At 66.9% G+C, this 21,641-nt stretch carries 11 protein-coding genes, 7 tRNA genes and 1 pseudogene; 12 read left to right on the forward strand and 7 right to left on the reverse strand.

What is annotated here, in order from left to right; translation table 11 throughout:
* Positions 1-108 precede the first annotated feature (108 nt).
* The gene (locus tag IPG50_35220; protein MBK6697404.1) at positions 109-3,990 is read left to right on the forward strand and encodes a protein kinase; all 3,882 of its coding nucleotides are present in this window, start codon (positions 109-111) and stop codon (positions 3,988-3,990) included.
* Between the two features lie 44 nt (positions 3,991-4,034).
* Here the strand turns inward: IPG50_35220 and IPG50_35225 are convergent, their stop codons facing one another.
* Positions 4,035-4,835, reverse strand: coding sequence for a DUF2071 domain-containing protein (locus IPG50_35225; protein ID MBK6697405.1), 801 nt, complete (start codon positions 4,833-4,835; stop codon positions 4,035-4,037).
* 930 nt (positions 4,836-5,765) lie between these two features.
* Between IPG50_35225 and IPG50_35230 the strand changes: the two genes are divergently transcribed.
* The 3 genes from IPG50_35230 to IPG50_35240 all read left to right on the forward strand — a co-directional run bounded on the left by IPG50_35230 (position 5,766) and on the right by IPG50_35240 (position 6,662).
* Positions 5,766-5,837 (forward strand) — tRNA-Lys (locus IPG50_35230).
* A 37-nt stretch (positions 5,838-5,874) separates the two neighbouring features.
* A tRNA-Lys gene (locus tag IPG50_35235) sits at positions 5,875-5,946 on the forward strand.
* A 644-nt stretch (positions 5,947-6,590) separates the two neighbouring features.
* Positions 6,591-6,662: transfer RNA gene (locus IPG50_35240), tRNA-Trp, on the forward strand.
* 58 nt (positions 6,663-6,720) lie between these two features.
* Here IPG50_35240 and IPG50_35245 read toward each other — a convergent pair.
* Positions 6,721-7,362, reverse strand: coding sequence for a hypothetical protein (locus IPG50_35245; GenBank protein ID MBK6697406.1), 642 nt, complete (start codon positions 7,360-7,362; stop codon positions 6,721-6,723).
* A gap of 985 nt (positions 7,363-8,347) precedes the next feature.
* Between IPG50_35245 and IPG50_35250 the strand changes: the two genes are divergently transcribed.
* The 6 genes from IPG50_35250 (at position 8,348) to IPG50_35275 (ending at position 12,185) form a co-directional block, all read left to right on the forward strand.
* Positions 8,348-8,421: transfer RNA gene (locus IPG50_35250), tRNA-Leu, on the forward strand.
* 45 nt (positions 8,422-8,466) lie between these two features.
* Positions 8,467-8,540, forward strand: a tRNA-OTHER gene (locus IPG50_35255).
* 103 nt (positions 8,541-8,643) lie between these two features.
* On the forward strand, positions 8,644-10,227 hold the full coding sequence (locus IPG50_35260; protein MBK6697407.1) for a TROVE domain-containing protein: 1,584 nt from the start codon (positions 8,644-8,646) through the stop codon (positions 10,225-10,227).
* Between the two features lie 863 nt (positions 10,228-11,090).
* Positions 11,091-11,161, forward strand: a tRNA-Gly gene (locus tag IPG50_35265).
* A 323-nt stretch (positions 11,162-11,484) separates the two neighbouring features.
* Positions 11,485-11,562, forward strand: a tRNA-Pro gene (locus IPG50_35270).
* A 107-nt stretch (positions 11,563-11,669) separates the two neighbouring features.
* Entirely contained in the window at positions 11,670-12,185 is a 516-nt protein-coding gene (locus IPG50_35275; protein ID MBK6697408.1) for an HNH endonuclease, read from the forward strand.
* Between the two features lie 313 nt (positions 12,186-12,498).
* Here IPG50_35275 and IPG50_35280 read toward each other — a convergent pair whose 3' ends face one another.
* The 5 genes and pseudogenes from IPG50_35280 to IPG50_35300 all read right to left on the reverse strand — a co-directional run bounded on the left by IPG50_35280 (position 12,499) and on the right by IPG50_35300 (position 17,455).
* A complete protein-coding gene (locus IPG50_35280) occupies positions 12,499-13,935 on the reverse strand; it encodes a hypothetical protein (GenBank protein MBK6697409.1) in 1,437 nt (478 codons plus the stop codon).
* Between the two features lie 95 nt (positions 13,936-14,030).
* Positions 14,031-14,252 (reverse strand): prolyl oligopeptidase family serine peptidase, encoded by a 222-nt coding sequence (locus tag IPG50_35285; protein MBK6697410.1) that lies wholly within the window; start codon positions 14,250-14,252, stop codon positions 14,031-14,033.
* Between the two features lie 26 nt (positions 14,253-14,278).
* Positions 14,279-16,120 carry a S9 family peptidase gene (locus IPG50_35290; protein ID MBK6697411.1) on the reverse strand — a complete coding sequence of 614 codons (1,842 nt, stop codon included), beginning with the start codon at positions 16,118-16,120 and terminating at the stop codon, positions 14,279-14,281.
* A gap of 446 nt (positions 16,121-16,566) precedes the next feature.
* A pseudogene (locus IPG50_35295) lies at positions 16,567-17,016 on the reverse strand (transposase family protein).
* A gap of 133 nt (positions 17,017-17,149) precedes the next feature.
* Positions 17,150-17,455, reverse strand: a complete 306-nt coding sequence (locus tag IPG50_35300) for a helix-turn-helix domain-containing protein (GenBank protein MBK6697412.1) — start codon at positions 17,453-17,455, stop codon at positions 17,150-17,152.
* A gap of 426 nt (positions 17,456-17,881) precedes the next feature.
* On the opposite strand from IPG50_35300, the gene IPG50_35305 reads away from it, so the two are divergent.
* Both IPG50_35305 and IPG50_35310 read left to right on the forward strand, forming a co-directional pair.
* Positions 17,882-19,423 (forward strand): hypothetical protein, encoded by a 1,542-nt coding sequence (locus IPG50_35305; protein MBK6697413.1) that lies wholly within the window; start codon positions 17,882-17,884, stop codon positions 19,421-19,423.
* A gap of 25 nt (positions 19,424-19,448) precedes the next feature.
* The gene (locus IPG50_35310) at positions 19,449-21,572 is read left to right on the forward strand and encodes a hypothetical protein (GenBank protein MBK6697414.1); all 2,124 of its coding nucleotides are present in this window, start codon (positions 19,449-19,451) and stop codon (positions 21,570-21,572) included.
* The last annotated feature ends 69 nt before the right edge of the window (positions 21,573-21,641 follow it).

The raw sequence follows: 21,641 nt of genomic DNA on the forward strand, positions 1-21,641 counted from the left end.
ACAGAAACCCGGTGGCGCCTACTTCTCCCCTGGAGTGCGAGAAAACGGCCGTCGCGTGAGGCGCCCGGCGGGGAGGGGAGTCCCGGCGACAGCGTATAGGATGGGGGGATGGCTGCCGCGGAGCTCATTGGCGATCGCTTCGAGCTAGGTCGGCTCGTGGGGCGCGGCGGCATGGGCGACGTCTTTCACGCGACCGATCGGCACACGGGCGAAGCGGTCGCCATCAAGATCCTCCTTCAAGTCCCGATGGGCCCTGCGCTCGAGCGCTGGCGTCGCGAGGTTCAGCTGCTCGCCGAGATCCGTGACGCTCGAACGGTGCGCTACGTCGCGCACGGTGTCGGGCGCGACGGCAGGCCGTTCCTCGCGATGGAGTGGCTGGAGGGGCAGGAGCTCGCGGAGCGGTTGACCTATGGGCCCCTCGCCATCGGTGAAGCCGTGGCCCTCGCGCATCGCATCGCCGAAGGGCTCGCCGTCCTCCACGCGCGCGGGGTCGTGCATCGCGACATCAAGCCCAGCAACGTGTTCTTGGTCGGCGGCTCCGTCGAGCGTGCCAAGCTCCTCGACTTCGGCGTCGCGCGCCTCGCTGACGCCGCGCTCCGCGCGACGAAGAGCGGTGTCATCGTGGGCACGCCCGGCTACATGGCGCCGGAGCAGGCCCGCGGCGACGCCGAGATTGACGCGCGCGTCGACGTCTACGCGCTCGGGTGCGTCCTCTACGAGTGCCTCGCCGGCGAGCCGCTCTTTCCCGGCACCAACATGGTGGCCATCCTCGCGAAGATTCTCATGGGCGAGACGCCGCGCATCCGTAGCGTCCGCCGTGACGCGTCGAAGGAGCTCGAAGCGCTCCTCGCTCGCATGCTCGCGCGCAACCCCGTCGATCGGCCGAGTGATGGCGCCGCCGTGGCAGCGGAGCTTCAGCGTCTGCCCGGCGCCGCCGCCATCGCGAGCGCTCCCTCGCTGCCACCGGCCCGCGAATCGCGCTCCATCACGCACACGGAACGCCGGCTTGTCAGCGTTCTGCTCGTGAGCGGCGGCGTTACGGCCTCCGCGTCGCCGCCAACGGCGAGCACCGGCGTTGACGAGACGGTCGCCGCCACGCTCGACCCGCGCCTCGTCGCGTCTCAGTTTAGCGCCGCCGTCGAGCCGCTCGCCGACGGCTCGCTCGTCGTCGTCCTCGCGGGCCGCGGCACCGCGACCGATCAGGCGGCGCGCGCCGCGCGTTGCGCCCTCGAACTTCGGCGCCTCCTTCCCCGCTGTCCGATGGCCCTCGCGACAGGCCTCGCCTCGAGCGATTCCGAGCTCGCGGCGCGGGAGGTCATCGATCGGGCCGCCGAGCTCCTGATCGCCGCGCCTTCTCCGGGCGTTCGCCTCGACGACGTGACCGCAGGCCTTTTGGGGCAGCGCTTCGAGATCTCCGGGGACAGCGTGGGCTTGGTCCTCGAAGGTCCACGCGACGATCAGACCTTGCCGCGCACCATTCTCGGCAAGTCGATGCCTTTCCTCGGGCGCGAGCGCGAGCTGCAGAGCCTCATGGCCGTCATTCGCGAGTCTGACGAGGACTCCTGCGCTCGCCCTGTTTTGGTGACCGCGGGCCCCGGCGTAGGCAAGACACGGCTGGCGCAGGAGCTGTTGCAATTGACGCGCAAGGAGGGACGCGCCGAACTTTGGTTCGCCCGTGGCGACGCCATCTCCGAGGGCTCGACGTTCTCTCTCTTGGGACAGGCCCTTCGTTCCGCCGCGGGCATCCTCGATGGTGAGCCGCTCTTGGTGCGCCAAATGAAGCTTCGCGCACGCGTGGTGCGAAACGTGGCGGAGCCCGAGCGCGAGCGCATCACGGAATTTCTCGCCGAGATCATCGGCGCGCCGTTCACCGAAGGGATCAGCGTATCGCTCCGGGCGGCGCGCCAGGACGCGCGCCTGATGGGGGACCAAATGCGCGCCGCCCTCGAAGATTTTGTGCTTGCAGAGTGCAAGGAAAAGCCTCTCGTGCTGATCCTCGAGGACCTCCAGTGGGGCGACCTGCCGAGCGTCCGCTACATCGACGCTGTGCTTCGCAATCTCGAGAGTGAGCCAATCGCGGTGGTGGCCTTCGGCCGGCCCGAGACGGAGGAGCTGTTCCCCGGTCTGTGGAAGGAGAGGAACCTCACGGAGCTGCGCCTCGCGCCCCTCTCGAAGCGGGCCGCCGAGGCCTTCGTCAAGGCGGCGCTCGGAGACGCGGCGAGCCCAGACCGGGTTCGCTTGATCCTCGAGCGCGCCGCCGGCAACGCCTTCTTCCTTGAAGAGCTCGTGCGCGCTGCCGCCGAAGGCAACGACGACTTCCCCGGCTCGGTCCTCGCGATGGTTGAGTCACGGCTCTCCCGCTTGGACGGCGGCGAGCGCCGCGTGCTCCGGGCGGCAGCCGTTTTTGGTCTGACCTTTTGGGAGCGTGGCGTCGGCACGCTACTCGGCGCCGAACGCGCCGTGGGGGTCTCCGATTCGCTGCGCGAGCTCAGAAACCGCGAGATCACCGATCGCTCGCCGACGAGCTCCATCCTCGGTGAGGAGGAGTACACCTTCCGCCACGCGCTCGTGCGCGAGGCCGCCTACGCGACGCTGACGCCAGCCGATCGCGCGCTCGGCCACAAGCTCGCCGCCGAGTGGCTGGAGGCCCGCGGCGGCAACGACCCGGCGGTTCTCGCCGAGCACTATGAGCTCGGTGGCGACCGAGAGCGCGCATGCCGTTGGTACGCGGCAGCGGCGGCACACGCGCACGAGGCCGATGACTTCGCGTCCGCCAATGGGTACGCCGAGAAGGCCTTGGCCTCCGGCGCCGAGGGGGCGGACGTTGGAAAACTCCGCTTCATGCAGGCGTCGGGGTGCCTCTGGGCGGGCAATCTAGACGACGCCCTCCGCTTTGGTCGCGAGGCCATGACGCTCCTCGACCCCAGCGACTCCACGTGGTTCATCGCCGCCGGTGCCATGGCGAGCATCGCCGTGAGGCAGCAGGAGATGGCCGTCCTCGCCGATGTCGCGACGCGCCTCGAGGGCCTGCTTGGTAACGAACCGCTCGCGGCACCGCGCGTCCTCGGCGCTTGTCGAGTGGCGGGGTCGCTCTTCTACGGTGGGCTCGTTGAGCGAGGCAACGCCCTCTTGGCTCGCGTCGAGGCTGGTGGCGCGAAGGTCATCGCCGACGATCCGATCGCGTCGGCATGGGTGCACTACGCACGCTCGATGCGCGCGACGGTGCGCTCCGATCCGGAAGACGAGCACGTGGCCCTCGAACGGGCCGTCGTGGCCTTCGACGCCGTGGGTGATCGTCGGAACGCCTGCCTACACCGCGTCAACATGGGCGCCGGCCTCCAAAACCTCGGCATGCTGGAGCTCGCCGAGGAGCACCTGAGGAAAGCCACGGCCGACGCCGAGCGTATGGGCCTCGGCTCCCTAGCGCTCGCTGCCAAACACAACCTCGGTGCGGCGCTGTCGCGACAAGGCCTCGTGGAAGAGGGCATCGTTCTCGAGCGTGAGGCGGCGCTCGGGTTCGCCAAGGTCGGCGATCGCTTCCTCGAGGGCGTCGCGAGGGCTTACCTGGCCACCATGTTGCGCGTCGCCGGTCGCCTCGACGAAGCGAAGGACGAGCTCACGCGCACGCTCCTGCGCTTCACCGACCTACCGCACGCGCGGGCGCCGCTCTTGGCGCAGCTCGCGATGGTGGAGGTTGAGATGGGCAACGGAGAACGCGCCCTTGAGCTCGCCAAGGAGGCAGGACGCCTCGCGAACGATGGCGCTGTCTTCGAGGGAGAGTCTTACATAAGGCTCTCGTATGCCGAAGCCCTCTTCGCCACGGGACGTGTCGAGGAAGCCAAGGCCGCCATCGTGGAAGCTCGCGCGCAGCTATTGGCTCGCGCCGAAAAGATCCGCGACGCCGGTTGGCGCGCCGCCTTCTTGGGCCGCGTGCGCGAGAACGTTCAGACGCTCGCGCGGGCGCGCGAGTGGCTTGGCGAATCGTCGTGATGCGGGAGCCGGTTGATTCGAGCACCGGCCGAGGTAGCGGGGCGCTACACGGCGCGCGGTGGCATGTGCACGTGAAAGAGAACGCGGCTCGCCAAGAGCACCGAATGCGGCGTCTGGGTCTCCTCGAAGGAGAGGAGACCTAGCCGTTCGAAGAGCGCGATGCGCAACGTCCGCGGCCGCGCCACGCGAAGCGACAGCTTCTCATGCCAAATCGAGTAGGTTCCGAGGCGGCCGTCGAGTCTCCGGAAGAACCCACGCACCGGGTGCGTGAGGCGCAAGAACATCTCGTCGTAGTCGGCAAAGCCCGGCGCGTCCTCGAGTTGGAGCGGCTCGCCCGTGTCCTCGACATCGATGTACGCCTCGCCCCAGTCGGAGCGCGCCAACGTGCGGAAGAACGCGTACCGCTCCGGGCCGGGCCGACTCGATAGCTCCGCTTCGACGCGGTATTCGGCTTCGTGCCAAGGGATCTGCCAAAGAGCGCGAGCGACATGCACGACGGGTGAGCCCATCGTCGTCCCGAAGAACCAGGCGCACGGCTCGCCGGTCTCGCGGTCGCGCACGTAGAGTCGGTAGTTCGTCTGGCCGAAATCGAACTGCGCGAAGGGCGCGAACGCGAAGTGAAAGCCGCTGTCGACGAAGGCCACGGCGCTCACGAGGGCACGCGGACCGTCGCGCGTTTCGATGAGCTCGAGGTCGAAGCGATCGAGGGGCACGTGCGCGGCGAGGCGCTCCGGTTTCACGGCGTAGCTCACCATGACGAAGTGCAGGAGCGGCGCGCGGATGTCGTGCCACGCGAGCTTGCGCGCCGCGAGACGGGCTTCCAGGACCGCGCGTGCGTCGCTCATTCGAACGTACCGACGAGCGAAGGGTCGGAGCGCGGGGCCTGCCACCGGGGCAACAATCGGGCAGCCGCCTTACGGCCACTCAACCACGAGACGCGCACCGTGAGCCGCATTCCACGCCAGCGTCGCGCGCTGATCCGCCGAGTCCGACCCATGGGGCGAGGCTAACACGCGGTTCCAACCGCGATCAGCGGAGGCTTGCCGCCCCCTGGCCCTCGGCGACGACCTTCGTCGCAGTGACGTGAAGAGAAATACCGATTGTTACGTCATAGAAATATCGATTAATGATTTGACAGCGCTGGTCTCCGGCGCTATCTCGTGAATGGTCGGTGCCCACGCGCCGTCCAAAAGGTCCCCAAGGTCGTCCCATGTTCACCCTCCTTACAAATCGCATCGGCTCAGCCCGCCGCGCCCCGCATACGGGCACGGACAGGTTTGGTCTTCGCGGGATGTTGGGCGGGCGGGCGTCGTTGCGAATCGCAACGGGTCTCCCAACCGACGGCCGCGGCCCCAGTCTCCTCTGTGGCAAGCCCTTCTCCGTCACGGCTGAATTGGGCCTTGGCACCGGATATTGGGCTCCGAAAGCGGAGGATAGCTCCTAGGCGGTTTCAGACGTCCCCGCGACGTTTCTGAAGGCCGCCCGGGATCCCCCGAGGCGGCTTTCGCCGTTTCTGGCCCCGGCAGGCTGCCCTTCGCACCCACACCTGCAACCACACGCGCGACCGCTCGGTTGGCCCCGGCGCCGGCGCGACCCTCCTCTCCCGACACCAAGGATCTCAAGCCGAAGCAGCACGCCCAACATTTCGCGAGGGACCCCCTCGCAGTTGGCGGCGCGGTGGTTCGATAACAAACAACAAAGTTTACTATGGTCAAACATAGTTGTTTGCAGGCGCGTCCCCGTGGCTGCGTCGTTGGAGTTGTGTTCGTTCCGCTGGGGTTGTGGCGCAAAGGCAGCGCACCCGGCTTTTACCCGGAGAGATGAGGGTTCGAGTCCCTCTGACCCCACCCGCTTCTCTAAACCCGAGATCGGATCTCGGAATGCAGGCTCGTAGCGTAATGGCAGCGCACCCGGCTCTTACCCGGTGAGGCAAGGGTTCAACTCCCTTCGAGCCTACTCGCGATTGTGGCGCGGCCTCCGCGCCTCGCGTGCGTCACGTCTGTGGCGCGCGAACAGGTTTCGTTTGCCCTCCGCCTTGGAGGGCACTGCTCGTTGAAAACTGAATGCCAGAACGGAGCGCTTTGCGCTGCGCACCACGTTGATCGTCAGATCAGGTGCCTGCCGCGACCGGTCCGTTTTTTCGTGAGGAGGACTCCGCGCCCGCGGCTCGCAAGGGTCGCGGGTGCGGAGTGCTTCCTGTGTTTATGAATCAATGCTGAGGCGATCACCTTCACGCGTGATCCCTTAGGACGACGGGTCGTGAGCTAGTCGAGTGATAGCGCTCGCCTGAAGAGCGAGAGAACGTGGTGCGACTCCACGACGACCCACCGCGCGCGCCCTGCGCTAGCGCGAAGGTATGTGTGTAATGCATGTTAATGGGTGACAAGACCCGTATGGCCCGGGGCGCGGTTGTAACCCGCGCGTCTCAGACCGACTCGGTTCGATTCCGAGGTCACCCACCGCGGCAGATGCCGCCTTGGACTACATCCCAAATGTTGGGGCCTCACGGCCTCATGCTCCAGGGTCCTCTTGCTGCCGTGATCGAAATGCGAGTGCCGCGTCACTTTGGCGCGGCGCGCAGCGCGAAGGCTCGCGCTTCCAGGGGTGTCATCCAACGGCAAGGATGCTGGTTTCCAACTCCAGTCACGGGGGTTCGAGTCCCTCCACCTCTGCCGCGTCGCAGCGAGCCTGCTGCGGCTTCGGCTCGTGATGCGACTGGCGTCGCAGGCCTTAGAGCCCCAACGTGGCGCGGACGCCGGCGCCAAGCCAGCCGTGAATCGCCAACCGCTCTTGGCCGACATAAGTGCCCCGGTTGTCGTACGCGTCGGCGGCGGCAAAGACGAACGGACCGAAGGTCGCTCGCGTGCCGAAGTCGAAGCCGGCCTGGGCATGCGCCGTAGGAGCCGTGGTCGACGCGTCAGCGAAGTAGTCTCCGCCATACTCGTTCCCAATCAGGTGTTGGAAGCCGATGCCAACCGCCGCCCAAGGCGTCGCAGGGGCCGCGACGCCTTTCAGTTCGAGTTCAGCCGCCGTTCGCAAGGAGAAGGCTCGGCACGACGAACTCGAGCAACGACCCCCGAGGGACGGCGCAAACTCGACCACGGCGCCAGCTCGGAGGCGTCGGGAAAGGGCGCCAGAGAACGTCAATGCGACGGGCACGAAGACGTGCTCGTTGAACGGCTCTTGGTGCGCGACAGGGACTCGGATGCTCGAGCCTAGACCCAGGACAAGCTTTCGCTCGACCGGGATTGTAGGCGCGTCGGGCGCGACAGCGTTGTTTTGGTCAGCGATGGCGATGCTCGGAGAGGCAGCGAGAATGGCGGGAACGCCGAGCGTTGCGATCAGCGTGCGAGTGAAGCGATGGCGGGTCATGGCGCGGCGCTAGCAAGGTGCGCGCCTCTCCAATGCGTCGAGAAATCGCGGTTGGTGCGCCCTGTGCCAGTCGCGGAGCCGCGGACCGCGACACGAACGCCAGGAACGATTTCGCCTTGGCCTGGAGCGAGCGCGATTCGACGAGACCCGCCGCTGCAACTTTCTGGCTCGTGATGCGACTGGCGTCGCAGCCCCACTGTCTATGGGGTGAGAGGGGTTCGATTCCCCTACGAGCCGCCGGACGAATGCCGTGAGGAGTACATCGGTTCGATTCCAAGCGCCTCCGCCAATCGAGCGGTTCGGTTCCATGGAGGCGCGCCCGACTTTGGAGGGCAATGACCTCTTCGCACTCTTGTCGTCCGCTTGGCCGCGCGTGCTCGATAGGAACGAGCTGCCGTCTTCTAAACGGCTCACTCCGGGTTCGAGTTCCGGGCGCGGCTCCGGCCTGCGAAGCAGGCCTTGCCGCGCCCACGGCATTTAGACGTCATGCTCGCGCTGGTGCGGCCAAAAGGCCGCACCGCGCTGCGCGTGACGCAGCGAGTCCGGAGACGAAGATATCGAGAGCGAACGGAGCTCTTGGCGCGGGCTGAGGATCTGCGAGCCCTCACCCCGCTGGGGGCTCGCGAAGGAGCTCGTCCTCGCCGCGCTTGCGCGGCGGAGACTAGGACACCGAGAGCGAGCGGATCGGCTGGCGCGGGCTGAGGATCTGCGAGCCCTCACCCCGCTGGGGGCTCGCGAAGGAGCTCGTCCTCGCCGCGCTTGCGCGGCGGAGACTAGGACACCGAGAGCGAGCGGATCGGCTGGCGCGGGCTGAGGATCTGCGAGCCCTCACCCCGCTGGGGGCTCGCGAAGGAGCTCGTCCTCGCCGCGCTTGCGCGGCGGAGACCGGACACCGAGAGCGAACGGAGCTCTTGGCGCGGGCTGAGGATCTGCGAGCCCTCACCCCGCTGGGGGCTCGCAGATCCTCAGCCCACAGAGAGAGCAAGCTCGTGTAGGCGAACGGAATAGCCAACCGGTTCAAACCCGGTCCCTCTGCAGGTTCGACTCCTGCCACGAGCACCGCGTGGCCCCCGCTCCCGGGTGCGGGGCACGACGTAACGCAATCCCCTTGTCCTGGCGGATCCAGGTCTCGGTCTACGAAGCCGATGAGCGAGGTTCGACTCCTCGCAAGGGGACCATCACCAGCTTGGCAAGAGACACACTTTACACACTGCCCACTGCGCGCGTTCGAGCGAGCGCGCGGCGGGATTCTGCATGGCTCGCTCGGAAAGGAGAACGATCATGGTACTGAAGAGACTCTTTGGATTCGCCGGCAAGGCCGCGCCCGCGAACGCCACGAACGAAGCCGGTGGAAAGGCCTACGCGTTCTCCCCCGAGCACGCGCTGGCGCAATACGCGGTCACCGGCACGATGCACACGACGTTCTACGCCTCGGCGGAAGATCAGCTCGCGCGCATCCTCGAGCTCGCCGACGCTTGCGCGCCGACCTTCGTCGCGAAGACGGCCATCTACTGCCGCGAGCGCGGCTTCATGAAGGACGTGCCAGCGTTGCTCGTCGCGTACCTCGCGAAGAAGGACGTCGCGCTCATGCGCGCAGCCTTCGCGCGGGTCATCGACAACGGCAAGATGCTCCGGAACTTCATCCAGATTGTCCGTTCAGGACAGGTTGGACGGAAGTCCTTGGGCTCGGCCCCGAAGCGCGCCGCTCAGGCGTGGTTTCAGAGCCGCTCGCCGGAGCAAGTGTTTCGGCAGTCGCTCGGCGCGCAGCCGTCGATGGCCGACGTCATCAAGCTCGTTCGTCCTTCGCCGAAGAACGACAAGGGCGAGGTCGACGCCGTCCGTGAGGCGCTCTACGGCTACCTCATCGGCAAGGCTGTCGACGAAACGAAGCTTCCGGCCATCGTGCGCGCGTTTGAAGCGTTCAAGAAGGCTGGAGGTGTCATGCCCGATGTCCCCTTCGAAATGCTGACGGCGCTCGAGCTCTCGAAGAGCGACTGGACGACCATCGCGCGCGCCATGACGTGGACCCAAACGCGCATGAACTTGAACACGCTGCTCCGTAAGGGCGTGTTCGAAGACGAGAGCATGATCGCGCTCGTTGCGGACCGGCTCCGCGACGCAGCGGCGATCCGTCGCGCTCGCGTGTTTCCGTACCAGCTGCTCGCGGCGTTCCGCGCTGCTGGCTCGGAGATGCCCGTGGCCATCACGAACGCGCTTCAGGACGCGCTCGAGGTAGCTACGGAGAACGTGCCGGGGCTCTCGGGCCGAGTCGTTGTTTGCCCCGACGTGTCGGGCTCGATGCAGAGCCCCGTCACCGGTCTTCGCCGCTCGGCGACGACCGCCGTTCGGTGCGTCGACGTCGCCGGCCTCGTGGCGGCTGCGCTCATGCGCAAGAACGTCGACACAGAGGTCGTGCCCTTCAGCGACGACGTCGTGCCCTTGCCGCGGCCCATCAACCCGCGCGACTCGGTCATGACGAACGCGCAGTACTTGGCGTCGCTCCCGAGCGGCGGCACGGCCTGCAGCGCGCCGCTCCGTCGCCTCAACGAGAAGGGCGGAACGGCGGACCTCGTCGTCTACGTGTCGGACAACCAGTCGTGGGCGGACTTTGCTGCCACGAGCAGCCACGGCACGCGAGGCACCATCATGGCCGAAGAGTGGGAGCGCTTCCGCGCTCGCAACCCGCAGGCCAAGCTCGTGCTGATCGACGTGCAGCCGTACGCCCATACGCAGGTCAAGGAGCGCGCCGACGTCCTGAACGTCGGTGGCTTCTCGGACGCAGTCTTCGAGGTCGTCTCGCTCTTCGCCAAGGGTGAGCTCGACGCGGGGCACTTCGTCGGCGCCATCGAAAAGGTGGCGCTCTGACCAGCGACGCCCGTGAGGGCGGGGGCGTGGTGAAAGCTCATCACGCCCCCGCACCGCACCTCTCCCTTTCGCTCCTGCCGCTGCCTTTGGAAGGGGCGCCCCCTCGTAGCGGGCGCTGACCGGGTTCAATTCCCGGAAGCGGCTCTCGCCGGGGGGGCCGGGCCCCCCGGGGGGAGAGCGCCGGGGCCTCGGCGCGGCGAGCCGCTCGAGGTTACAACTGGGTGGCTCGGGGGCGGAGCAGGCCTCGGCCGCTTCCTCGGGAATTTAGACCTCGTGCTCGCCTCGGCGCGGCGATGCCGCGCCGGGCTGCGCGCGAGGTTACAACTCCCGGGGGTGGCTCTCGGGTTGCGGAGCAGGCCTCGGCCGCTTCCTCGGGAATTTAGACCTCGTGCTCGCCTCGGCCGCGATGCGGCGGGGGGGGGGGGTTAGGCGGGGGGGGGGGGGGGGCAGGCCTCGGCCGCTTCCTCGGGAATTTAGACCTCGTGCTCGCCTCGGCGCGGCGATGCCGCGCCGGGCTGCGCGCGAGGTTGCAACCCCGGAAGCGGCGCCGCTTCGACGCGGCCGACAGTTTTTCAGCGGATGCTCGAGGGCCTACATCACACCTAGGACGTCGGTTCAAATCCGACCGGTTCCACCGCTTGCTCGCGCAAGCGCGCACAACGGAGCCGTAGCTCAGTGGGTAGAGCAAGGCACCGGCTCTCAACTCCCTTGCCGCTGAAATGGGTCATGACGGGCTGGTCGCCCTGGGCTCTCTGATAAGGAGCCTGCGCTCGCGTTCGATTCGCAGATGACCCACAAAGAGCGCGCTCTCTGGAGCGCCACGTCGGCTTGCCGGCGCGCATCGCAACAGAACGCGCTCTCCTGCGGTGATAGTTCAAAAGAAGAATGCGGGGTTGCCATCTCCGCGATCCGGGTGCGATTCCCGGTCACCGCTCCGGCCGCATGCCGATGGGAGTACATCGGTAAATTCGCTCTCGGGCGAACGGGGTTCAATTCCCCAAACGCACCGCTTCACGGCGGCGCGCGCTCCCATCACTCTTGGCGGCCACACCAGAAGCGGCGAATGCCGCGAGGACTACACAACTGGCTGTTAACCAGTTGCCGCAAGGCAACACGTCTTCGCACTCTTGTCGCCGCCTGTTCATTGTTCCCTGGGTGGGCCGCCGGCAGGGGCCCGGGGCCGGGCCCCCGGGGGGCGCGGGGGCGCGGGGGGGCTGCGCGGGGGGGGCGGGGGGGGGGGGGGGGGTTTATTGTTCTCTGGGTGTAGCTCAGCCTGGCAAGAGTCCTCGGTTCGGATCCGAGTGGTCGCAGGTTCGAATCCTGCCACCCAGACCAAAGTTCGACGTTCGCGAACGGTTCGCGCGCGTCTCGCCTCTCCAATTGGAGGTTTGTCATGAAGAAGAAGAGACGGATCTAGCGATCCAAGTCACCGAGGTAATCCCATGCGCACGCTGCTTTTGACCCCCTGGATGGCGCCCCACAAGATCATCTCGTGGCAGCGCGCCGTCGTTCTCCTCTGGCTCGACAAGGTCGAAGTCCTCGAGGAGTACGAAGAAGAAATTCGCTCGCTCTCGCTCTCACTCCGGACGCCCGCTGTGATCCGGTTGAAGCGTGGCGGCGCGCGCATCAAGCAGGCGGTGCGCTTCAGTCGCGTCAACGTGTACACGCGCGACGGCTTCCGTTGCCAGTACTGCGGCGAACAGAAGTCGCCTCGCGATCTCAACTACGACCACGTGATCCCGCGTGCACGGGGTGGCCTCACCGACTGGGAGAACATCGTGACCTCCTGCTACCCGTGCAACGATCGCAAAGGTGGCCGCACGCCTGAAGAGGCCGGCATGAAGCTTCGCAAGAAGCCGCTCGTGCCCAAGTCGCTTCCCGTCGCGCCGGCCTTCCACCTCTCGCGCGCCGAAGTGCCTGAGCCGTGGCTCCCCTACTGCTGCGGGCCCACGGTTTAGGGTACGCGCGCTGCCATTGCGCAGCGCGACGAGGCGATCGGAGAGGGAGGCTCGGCGTGAGCCGGCCACCGACGTCTTGCCCCGAGACGCAAAACCGGGGCGCTCCAACGAGCCCGCTCTTCGGGTTGCACCTTGCTCACTACGTTGACGCGAAGGCGTCACGCCCACAGGAAGCGCGTCCCCTCACGAACTTGGAAGCCGAACCGCGCAAGGCGTGGGCCTGGTTGCTACCCAGTGCGTGCCCCTCGTTGGGCATGGTGTGCGAGTCACCCGGTTTCCGCTGCGCGGAGGTCTGTATTTCGCAGTCGTCGCGTCAGTGCCCGACGATGCCGAAATACGGGCGTGACTTGCCTTGGTACCGGGCCACGAGCGCGAAGACGTCGGGCTCGCTCGCGGAAGGTGGCGCTGTGATCGTCAACTTCAAGTGATCGCCAGGCTTACCCGTCGCCTGGTCGAGGCTGAACGTGGTCCCCGAGCCTGGGAGCTGTTGACCGAATCCCTGGTCGCCCGACAGCACCTCGATGCGAAACACGCCGATCGGCTGGTCAGCGCCGAGCGTCACGTCGATGATGCGAGAGGTGCCGGGCGGAACCAGCACCCCCTTGCCGTTTTCGGCTCCGAGCTGGGAAAGGTCGATGGTGTCCTCGAGCCAAGGGGCTGCGTAGAAGTACGGGCCATCGGTCGGGACACAAGGGTCGTGACCTTCGAGGCTCGACTTGTTCGAGAAGCTCCGCTGCACCGCGTAGGGGTAGTCGGCCGGGGTGTATTGAGCATCGAAGCGCTGGCTGCAAAGGGCCGAATTCTCGCCGCCGCCGAGGTATGCCCAGGCAAGGTCGTCCTTGCTCGGGGCTGAGAACGCTGGCGCCGAAAAGGGGTAGGGATCGCTGGTCGCCTCGATGAGCTCATGGCTCGTCGTGCTCGTGAGGTCCTCGAAGCGCCGACAGTTAGGAATGACCGCATAGGGAATCGGTGTGCCGTCGGGCGCGAGGCCTTCCGAGTGGTAGCCGCCGAAGGAGCGACAACTGCGGTCGCTGCCCAGGTAGATGTTCGTCGTCGACGGATAGAAGAGGACGTAGAGGATGTCCTTCGAGGGCGGCTCTACGAGGCCCGCTTGGATCTGCTTCGAGAGCCACTTCTTGATCTGCTCGTCTTCAATCCGCGCCGGCCCGTCCTCGGGCACGACGACCGATGGGCTTGAGATGCCTTCGCCCACGCCGAAGTCGCTGGCGATGGCGCGCCAATAGTCCGTGCAGCCGATGGAGCCGAGGAAGTCTTCGATGTCCGGCTGGTCCTCGGTGTCGCGGAAGAAGATGGGGACCCATCGTGGCGCGGCCAGCACCGGCCCGCCTTGGTAGGGCATATGCGGCGGACGTCCGGTCGCCGGCGCGAGGCCGTGCGGCGCGGAGTCGATGCCCGCATCGGTGGGCGCCCCTGTGTCGGCGTCGCCGCCGTCTTCGGCGGCTGCGTCCGGCACGCCTGAGTCGAGGGCCGCGTCCGGGGCACCGGCGTCGGTCGCGGCGAGGTAGAAGCCAGTCGCCGGTTTCGGGTTCGCGCAGCGCGGCGTCGGATGGAGCGGGCCCGCTTCGACGGGGCCTGCGTCGACCTTCGGCTTGCCTGCCTCAACGGTTGGGCCGGCATCCGAGGGTGCTGGCGTCGCCTCGGCGTCCGACGAACAGCCGACGGCAAAGACGCCCGCGAAGAGGGCGAAAGCAAGGCTCGCCACGGCGAGTCGCAAAGAAAGCTGGGTCACCGGACGGCTATAGCGTGGCCCGTCCTTCCGGTCCACGCACCGTCGCGTCCTCGTGGCGGCTCAACGGCTCGGAAGGCCTTGGCTGGTGGTCGCGGTCAATCCACGCGCACCGTTTCGTCCCCGAAGACGTACCGATCGAGGAAGCGATCGGTGAGCAGCGACACCTTGAGGATGTTCTCGTTCTTCGAGAAGCCGTGCCCTTCTCCTGGGAGCAGGAGGTAGTGGACGGCGACGCCGGAGCCCTTGAGCGCTTTGACGATTCGCTCCGACTGGTCGGTCTTTACGCGCGCGTCCTTTTCGCCTTGCACAACGAGCAAGGGCCGCTTGATGCGCGAGACGAAGTTTACGGGGAACGATCGTGTTGGTAGGTCGCGTGCTCGGGGTTCTTGGGGTCGCCGAACTTCTTGTAGATGTAGCTCGCGAAGGAAGCCCAATAGGGTGGGAAGCTCTCGACGAGGCTCTTGAGATCGCTCACGCCGAAGTAGTCGACGTTCGCGACGAACTCGTCGGGCGTGAACGCGGCCGCCGCCAGCGCCATATAGCCGCCGTAGCTGCCGCCCATCACGACGACGCGCCCTTCGGCGACGTTCGCCTTCGCGACCATGTACTTCTTGCACGCGACGATGTCTTTGAGCGGCCCGCCGCCGAGGTCGAGGTTGTCGAGTTGCGTCCACGTCTTGCCGTAGCCCGTCGAGCCGCGCACGTTGGGCACCAGGACCACGTAGCCCTTGCTCACCAGGTACTGGCGCATCGGCGAGAAGGTGCGGCGGCTCTGAGCCGTCGGGCCACCGTGCACGTCGATGACAGCAGGGAAGGGGCCTGCGCCTTTCGGCGCGTACAAGTAAGCGGGGACCGAGCGGCCGTCGAAGGAGGGGATCTGCACGGAGGTGCCCGCCACCATCTCGTGACCGGCGAGCGAGGCGGGGAGCGGCTCGGCGACCGCGATGATCTTGCGCTCCTTCAAGTCGATGACGTGCGGCGACGCCGGCGTCGTGTCGCTCAAGAGGTTGACGGCGAAGTAGCGCTCGCTGCGCGAAAATCCGAGAAACCACGTGCCGCTTCGCGTCGCACCCCAAGGGCTGAAGGCGCCGCCCTTCGGCGCCGGCGGGAGCGTCACCTCCTTGTTGGCCCTCACGTCATTCACGACGATCTTCGGCACGCCATCGACGTTTGAGGCGGACACGAGGTAGCGACCCGACGCCGATGGAACTCCGAGCTCGACGTCCCAGTTCTCTTTGCGAAGCGTCTTCTGCTTCTTGGTCGCGAGGTCCAGCGATACGAGCGTGGTGAATTCGCCTTCCGCGTTGCTCGTGATGAGGAGCGACTGGCCGTCTCTCGCGAACGCCTGGACCTCATGGAGCGCCGCCCCTTCGTGGGGCGTAAGCAGCGTCTTCTTGTCGGCCGAGGCCCGCTCCACGAGGTAGACGTTGTTGTCGGCGTCGGACTTCGTCTCCGCAATGGCGAAGCGCTTTCCGTCGGCACTAATGGCGTGAAACGAAAGGTTGCCTTCGGCCTTCCAGAGAACCGTCGTGGCCTTCTTCGTTACGTCGAACTCGTAGAGATCCATCGCTCGCTCGTCGCGCGCGTTCGAGAGGTAGGTGAGCTTCGTTCCGTCTGGGCTCCACTCCACGAACCGCGTGCGTCGGCCCTTCGGAAGATCGGGGACGACGGCCGCGGGGGCGTCGCCTTTGGCGTTCGTCAAGTAGAGCCGAGGCAGCTCGTCGCCTCCGTCGTCGAGCTCGTAAGCGAGGCGATCGTCTTTTGGCGAGAAGCGAAACGAGTGAACGAATCCCTGCGCCTTGGTGATCTGCGTCGCGGGTCCCCCGGTGAGTGGCCGCACGTAGAGATCGAGTCGGCCTCCTTCGTCGGAGATGAAGGCGATCCGTTTCTCGTCGTGAGAGAACGACAACCCCGAGACGCGCTTCGTCTTGAAGTACTCCTCGAGGGCAATGGGCGCCTTGGGAGCCTCGGCGCGCGCGCGCGGAGCGGGCGGTGGTTGCGTCGCGCTCGCTGGGGCGCTCCCCACCGGCGCGGAGACGCTGGTGATGGGAAGGTCGGGCGTTCCGCATCCCGCGGCGGCGAGGGGCAGCGGCGCCAGCGAGACGAGCACGAGCGACGTGGAGAGACGGAGCGAGCGCGGAGAGCGCGGCAGGCGCGGCAGGGGGCAGGACGAGGTGCGGAGCATGGCGGTCCGAAGGTTCGCACGAGGAGCTCCGCTTCATTCGGAGATCTGCCAACGGGGCCGGAGCACCGAGTCACGACGACGACCTGAGCGGTCAAGGAGATAGGTGACAGTCCATGGAGATGGGTGACACTTTCGGCGGATGGATTTTCTACTCTGCGGCTATCGCTGATTCTTTCCCTATTTCTTCTGGCGACTGAGGGGATGAATCGCCTTTCTTTCGTCGTAGTGACCGAGGTCACGGGCGAAAGCTCACCAGCCTTCCCGTCCTCAACCTCTCGAAGTCCGACCTGCTCGTCGACGGGCGACGCCGTCAGGCTGAAGCGCCGACGCCGATCGATCGCGACAATGCCTCCCTTCCAAACGGGTCGAGTCATGTCGTGCAGGGGGTAACTGGGCTTGGGCACCTCGCCCTTCCAGACGCGCGGCGAAGGCTCGTACGCGCTGGCTGGGGTTCGATCGCCAAGCGCCTCGTGGGGCCGCTCTTCGTTGAAGCACTTGCGCCAAGCGTCAAAGCGTTCCTGTTGTCCGAGCAGTGTCCGAGCCGCAGGACGCGTCGTTTCTGCTTTCAACGTGCGATGCATCCGTTCGTGGCGTCCGTTCTGCTGCGGACACCCAGGCTCGATTCGCTCGTGGAGGATCCCGAGTCGCGCGAGCCACGCTCCGAGTCGACTCAATCCAAAGAGCGCACGCGGCGAAACGAAGGGCTCGCCGTTGTCGCTTCGAATAGCTCGCGGCAGGCCTTTTCCCTGAAGATGTGCTCGAGTGCCGCTCGCACGCCCTGCCGGCCGTCCCGTCGAAGGCCTCGCACACGAGCACGTACCGGCTGAAAGCGTCGGTGACCGTAAACGGGTAGCAGACCGTCCCGTCTCCGAGCTCAAACTGCCCTTTAAGTCCATGCACCACAGCTCGTTGGGGCCCTTCGCGTCCGTCAGCGGCGCGCGATAAGCCGCCACCCGCCCGCGACGACGTCGCGGCACTGTCAGCGTTGGCGACGAAGCACGTTGGCAATCGTTGTTCGGCTCGGCAGCTCTATGCCGGGGTGCTCGATATCAGAAGCACCCTGGGCTTCTTCGGACCCCACGTCGGATGTCGCCGCCGCGCGTCGACGATGAGGCTCACGAACTGTTCCGCCAGCGCCGTCGGCGTCTGCTTGGGCCGTTGCGACAGGTCCACGAGCCCGGCATCGCCCCAAGCTTCGTAGCGCTCGACGTACTTGTAGCCGGTCTTCCGGCTCACGCCGTACTCCCGACTCAGCTCCGTCATTCGCTCGCCCGCGCGGTAGCGAAGCACCAGTGAATTTCGTTGTTCCAAGACACTCTTCGCTTTCCAAACCACGGCACTTCCTGCCGTTGTTCGCATGCCGGAGTGTCACCTATCTCCTTGGACTGCTCTGTTACCTATCTCCTTAGACTGTACCACCCCGACCCCGACCGCGACCACGACCGCGACCCCGACCGCGACTACGAGGGCGACCACGAGGGCGACCACGAGGGCGACTGCGACCGGGGGCGCGAATGCACGTGGGTTGACGAGGTGGGAGGCGAACCTCGGCGCGGAAGGGATCCAGTCCGCGTGCGCGTTTTCTCAGCGGGATCGTCGCCCGAGGTCGCACTCGAAGCTACATGGTGGAAGCTCGCGATTTGGTTTTGATAACAACGCGTTGTGAACTGGTAGGTCACACCTTCGAGTGTGCTCTTTGGGTTGGCATACCGCTCGCTAAAGGGGAGGTGTCGCTAGCCCTCCACCCCGAGAGGTCCCCCCATGTTCAATCGCCGCCCCAACACGCAACGAATCGCCGACCTGCTTCCGCGCTTCGAACTCTCCTTTGACGGCCTCGACGCAGTCTTTGGAGGGGCCGTCGACGCCGATGGGAACGAGATCGCCGACGGCACGGCCACGGGCTACGACCCTTACGCCGGGGCCGACGAGGCCGTCGCCGCGGAGCAGCAACGCGTGGAGGCTCAGCCGCAACCGGAGCCGGACTACGCGGCGCCAACGCCGAACGTCGACGTGGCCGTTCCCGCTCCTGAGTTCGGTCCCGACCCCTACCAGGCACCGCAGATCGACACTACGGGCGTTGGTCCGACGGAGGAGCTCGGCGCCGCTGAGCGGGACGCCACGCTAGCCAGTGGCGCGGGCTGGGGTGGCGAGCCCGGCACCGCGGGCGTGCCCGTCGAGCCTGTCGCGCAGAGCCCTAGCCTGCTCGGTCAGCTCTACGGAGGAGCGGAGCACCTCGGTAACCAAGTCGCCGGCGCTGCGACAGGCCTTTGGAATTCGTTGCCCTCCGCCGGAGACATGTGGAACGCGCTCCCCACGGGCTCGCAAGTTCTGAACGGGGCAGGTGAGGTGCTGAGCGCGCTCAACCCGTTCTCTGTCGGCACCGCGCACGCAGGTGAACTCCCCCGCGCGAGCGGCTTGCCCGCGCTCGCCGATGGACATACCCGAGTCGAGGTTTCGCCAGGAATCTTCCAGGACACGGCAGCTGACGGCAGCCTCGCGGGACTCCACACGACAACCGGCGCCTTGACCGAGCCGCACAAGCTTGGGCCCACACCGACTGCCCCAAACGTGCTCGAGCCGGGGTCGAGCCCCATTCCGGGAGTGGTCGTCGCCGAGCCCGGCAAATCCATCTTCGCCTACGGGCAGGAGTCATCCTCCATCCTCAACGGTCTGAGTCGCACCGTGGTCGCTCCCGCGGTCGCCGCGCTAACCGACAACAAATGGCAGTGGCCCGCAAACGCCACGGCACCGTACATCGCAACGGCCGGCATCGTGTCGGGCACCATCGACAAGGTGATGAACCACGACGCTGCGCCCGTTCCGGCGTTCGTAGAGGCGAGCCGCATCGGCATGACCGCCGTGGGCACGGCCTCGGTGACTTCGAACCTCGTTGGGACCGTGGTCGACGCCACCAAAGGGTTGACCGGTTATGGTGCGACGAGCTGGGCGGGCAACCTTGCAAAGGGCGTGGGTGCCGCCGGCGTTGGATACCTGACTGTGCAAGGAGCGAAGTACACGGATGTCGGTCAGGGGATGCTGAAGGCCGCGGACGACATGGGGATCGTGATGCCGCCGCTCTCGCCGCTCTCTCCCGCATTTGGGCCTGCCGTGATCGGCGGCTCTGCGCTCTACAACCAGGGGCGTTTGCTCGGTGCGGCGGTCGACGGCTCGCTCTACCAGACCCTGGCGCCCAACCACTATTACGGTGGCTCGGCCCCGGGGCCCAACCTTGCTCTCACGCCTGAGGGCGACGCCTTCATGCGGAGCATGCGGCCCAGTCCGTTGCTGACGCCTCTCCGCTGACCTCCGCTCACTCGAAAGGCGTCCCATGGCTAAGAACTCCGCCCAGCGTCCTTCGCGTTCCTCGCACCCCGCGTCTGGCGTTCGCAAGCGCGCGCGCCTCACCTCCGCGGACCTCGATAAGGTCTTTGGGGGCGCCCAGGACGACGAGGTCGACAACACGGTCGTCGACACACCGGTCGATCCGGCGCCCGTCGACGCAGCACCCGCCGACCCGGCACCTGCCGACCCGGCACCCGTCGATCCCGCCCCCGTCGAGTACGCCGAGCCAGCCCCCGCGCCGGCAGGAACCCACACCGAAACGCTCGACGACGGAACCTCGTACGTCGCGCAGAACGACGACCCCTTCCTGACGCAAGCGGCCGTCGAAGGTCGCGAGGTGAACGTGCCCAACGCCGTCCTGACCGGCGACCCGGCGGCGCTCGGCCACACCGCGTACCCGACCTTGGATGGCGAGCCGACGGCCGCCGCACCGACCGTCGACGCGCCCGGCCTCGTCCAGGAGCCCGGTGTCGGCAACCACTTCGAGCTTCTCCCGAATGGCGGAACCTACCTCGCGCAGAACGACGACCCGTTCCTGACGGCTGCATCCGTCGAAGGCCGCGAGGTCAACGTCCCCAACGCAGTGCTCACGGGCGATCCGCAAGCCGTGGGGCACATGCCGTTTGCGGCGCCGAACGTTGACGGCGTGCCGACTGCCGGCGCGAGCCCCTGGGAGCACGGCGACCCGAGCAGCGCGCTTCGAGCGAGCGACCTCTCCCCGCACGTCGTGGGCGGCGTCGATCTCAGTCAGCACAACCTCCCCGCCGAGCAGCTCGAGACGCTGCGCGCGCATCTCGCCGGTCAACCGGTCGACGACGGCAAGCTCGGCGCGATCCCCAACAACGTGTGGGCTCACCTTCAAGCGGCCGAGAACGGTGGGACGTTCGACCTCGCTCGCCGCGAGGGCTTCTCGCCAGCGAAGCTCCCGTCGCTTCCAACGCCCGCGCTTCCGCCCGGCATGTTTGCGACGAACGTTCCCGGTACCGTCATTAGCGCGCAGAACCCTGCCCTGGGGCCTTTGCCCGATGGCAGCCCGGCAAGCATCTTCATGCAAGGGGCCGGGCTACCGGGCGCACAGCCTGCTGCCGGCGCGCCGACCGATCTTGCCTCGGCGCTGCGTCTCGGACAAACGTTCAATCCGCTCATCAACGCGGGGCAGCGCATCGCGTCCACGTGGACCGGCCACGATCCGAAGGCCTACGCGCCGTGGCTCGCGCAGGTGGGCGTTGGTCTGGGCGTGGCCGCCGACGTCGCCGAAGGCAAGAACCCCCTCGATTCGATCATCAAGAACGAAGACAAGGCGATGCTCGCGGTCTACGGAGCCAATGCGACGCAGACCGTGATGGCGGGTCTCCAGGTGGTCAAGGATCTCGGCCCCACGGCGAGCAAGCTCATCCCGAGTCTCGGCGGCACGGCGACCGCCATTGGCGTCCTAGGCCTCTCCAACTACACGCCTGCCGGCGATGTCATCAAGGACATGGCCGATGCAGGGCTCGTGATTCTCCCGGCCTTCGCAGGCGGTCCTATGGGCTCGGCGGTGATGACCGGTATGATGCGGCAGGCCATCGGACACGGCTACGCGATGACCGAGACGCGCATCAACGATCTCGACAAGGGCATGCGCGAGCTGGCTGCCGCGCCCGACACGCCGCCGGAGATGCGCCAAGCGGTGGAGTACGCGCGCCAGACGGGCGACTACCGCGACATGGTCCAAGTTGGCAAAGACAAGGAAGGCGCGCCGGTATTGCTCTACGGTAAGTCGCCCAACGAGTGGTCGCCGTGGCAACTCGCTGTGGAGCGGGTGCGGCATGACGAAGCTGTCGCGGCGTCCCCCTCGGGCCAGATCGCTGGGCCGGCGACCGAGCCAAACCCAGCGGCCGTTGCCGCCTGGCAGCGACTCGAGATGCGGTACGCCGAGGACAACGGATTCCTCGGTCGGGCCCGCGTCCCCGCGGTGATCAACTCCCACAGCTTCCAAACCGGCGATCTTCAACGCATCGACCCGACAGGCAACTACGCCGCGCTGGCCCGGGCGCATCAAGCCGCGGTCGCCGACTACCGCGCGAAGGGCATCGATCTCCTTCAGCACTACGGGTACGTGAAGAAGTAGGTCGCGGGCGACGGCAGCGCTGCTGAACCGGCGGGGCCACAGCATCGCACAGGAGCGAGCTCCCAAGGG

It is taken from the genome of Myxococcales bacterium (genome assembly GCA_016703425.1).
GTDB lineage: Bacteria > Myxococcota_A > Polyangia > Polyangiales > Polyangiaceae > JADJCA01.

Bases quoted from the DNA above. Each gene is read 5' to 3' on its own strand.
- IPG50_35220 (MBK6697404.1), top strand. From the start codon at position 109: ATGGCTGCCGCGGAGCTCATTGGCGATCGCTTCGAGCTAGGTCGGCTC.
- IPG50_35305 (MBK6697413.1), top strand. From the start codon at position 17,882: ATGTTCAATCGCCGCCCCAACACGCAACGAATCGCCGACCTGCTTCCG.
- IPG50_35225 (MBK6697405.1), bottom strand. From the start codon at position 4,835: ATGAGCGACGCACGCGCGGTCCTGGAAGCCCGTCTCGCGGCGCGCAAG.
- IPG50_35260 (MBK6697407.1), top strand. From the start codon at position 8,644: ATGGTACTGAAGAGACTCTTTGGATTCGCCGGCAAGGCCGCGCCCGCG.
- IPG50_35310 (MBK6697414.1), top strand. From the start codon at position 19,449: ATGGCTAAGAACTCCGCCCAGCGTCCTTCGCGTTCCTCGCACCCCGCG.
- IPG50_35245 (MBK6697406.1), bottom strand. From the start codon at position 7,362: ATGACCCGCCATCGCTTCACTCGCACGCTGATCGCAACGCTCGGCGTT.
- IPG50_35290 (MBK6697411.1), bottom strand. From the start codon at position 16,120: ATGCTCCGCACCTCGTCCTGCCCCCTGCCGCGCCTGCCGCGCTCTCCG.
- IPG50_35275 (MBK6697408.1), top strand. From the start codon at position 11,670: ATGCGCACGCTGCTTTTGACCCCCTGGATGGCGCCCCACAAGATCATC.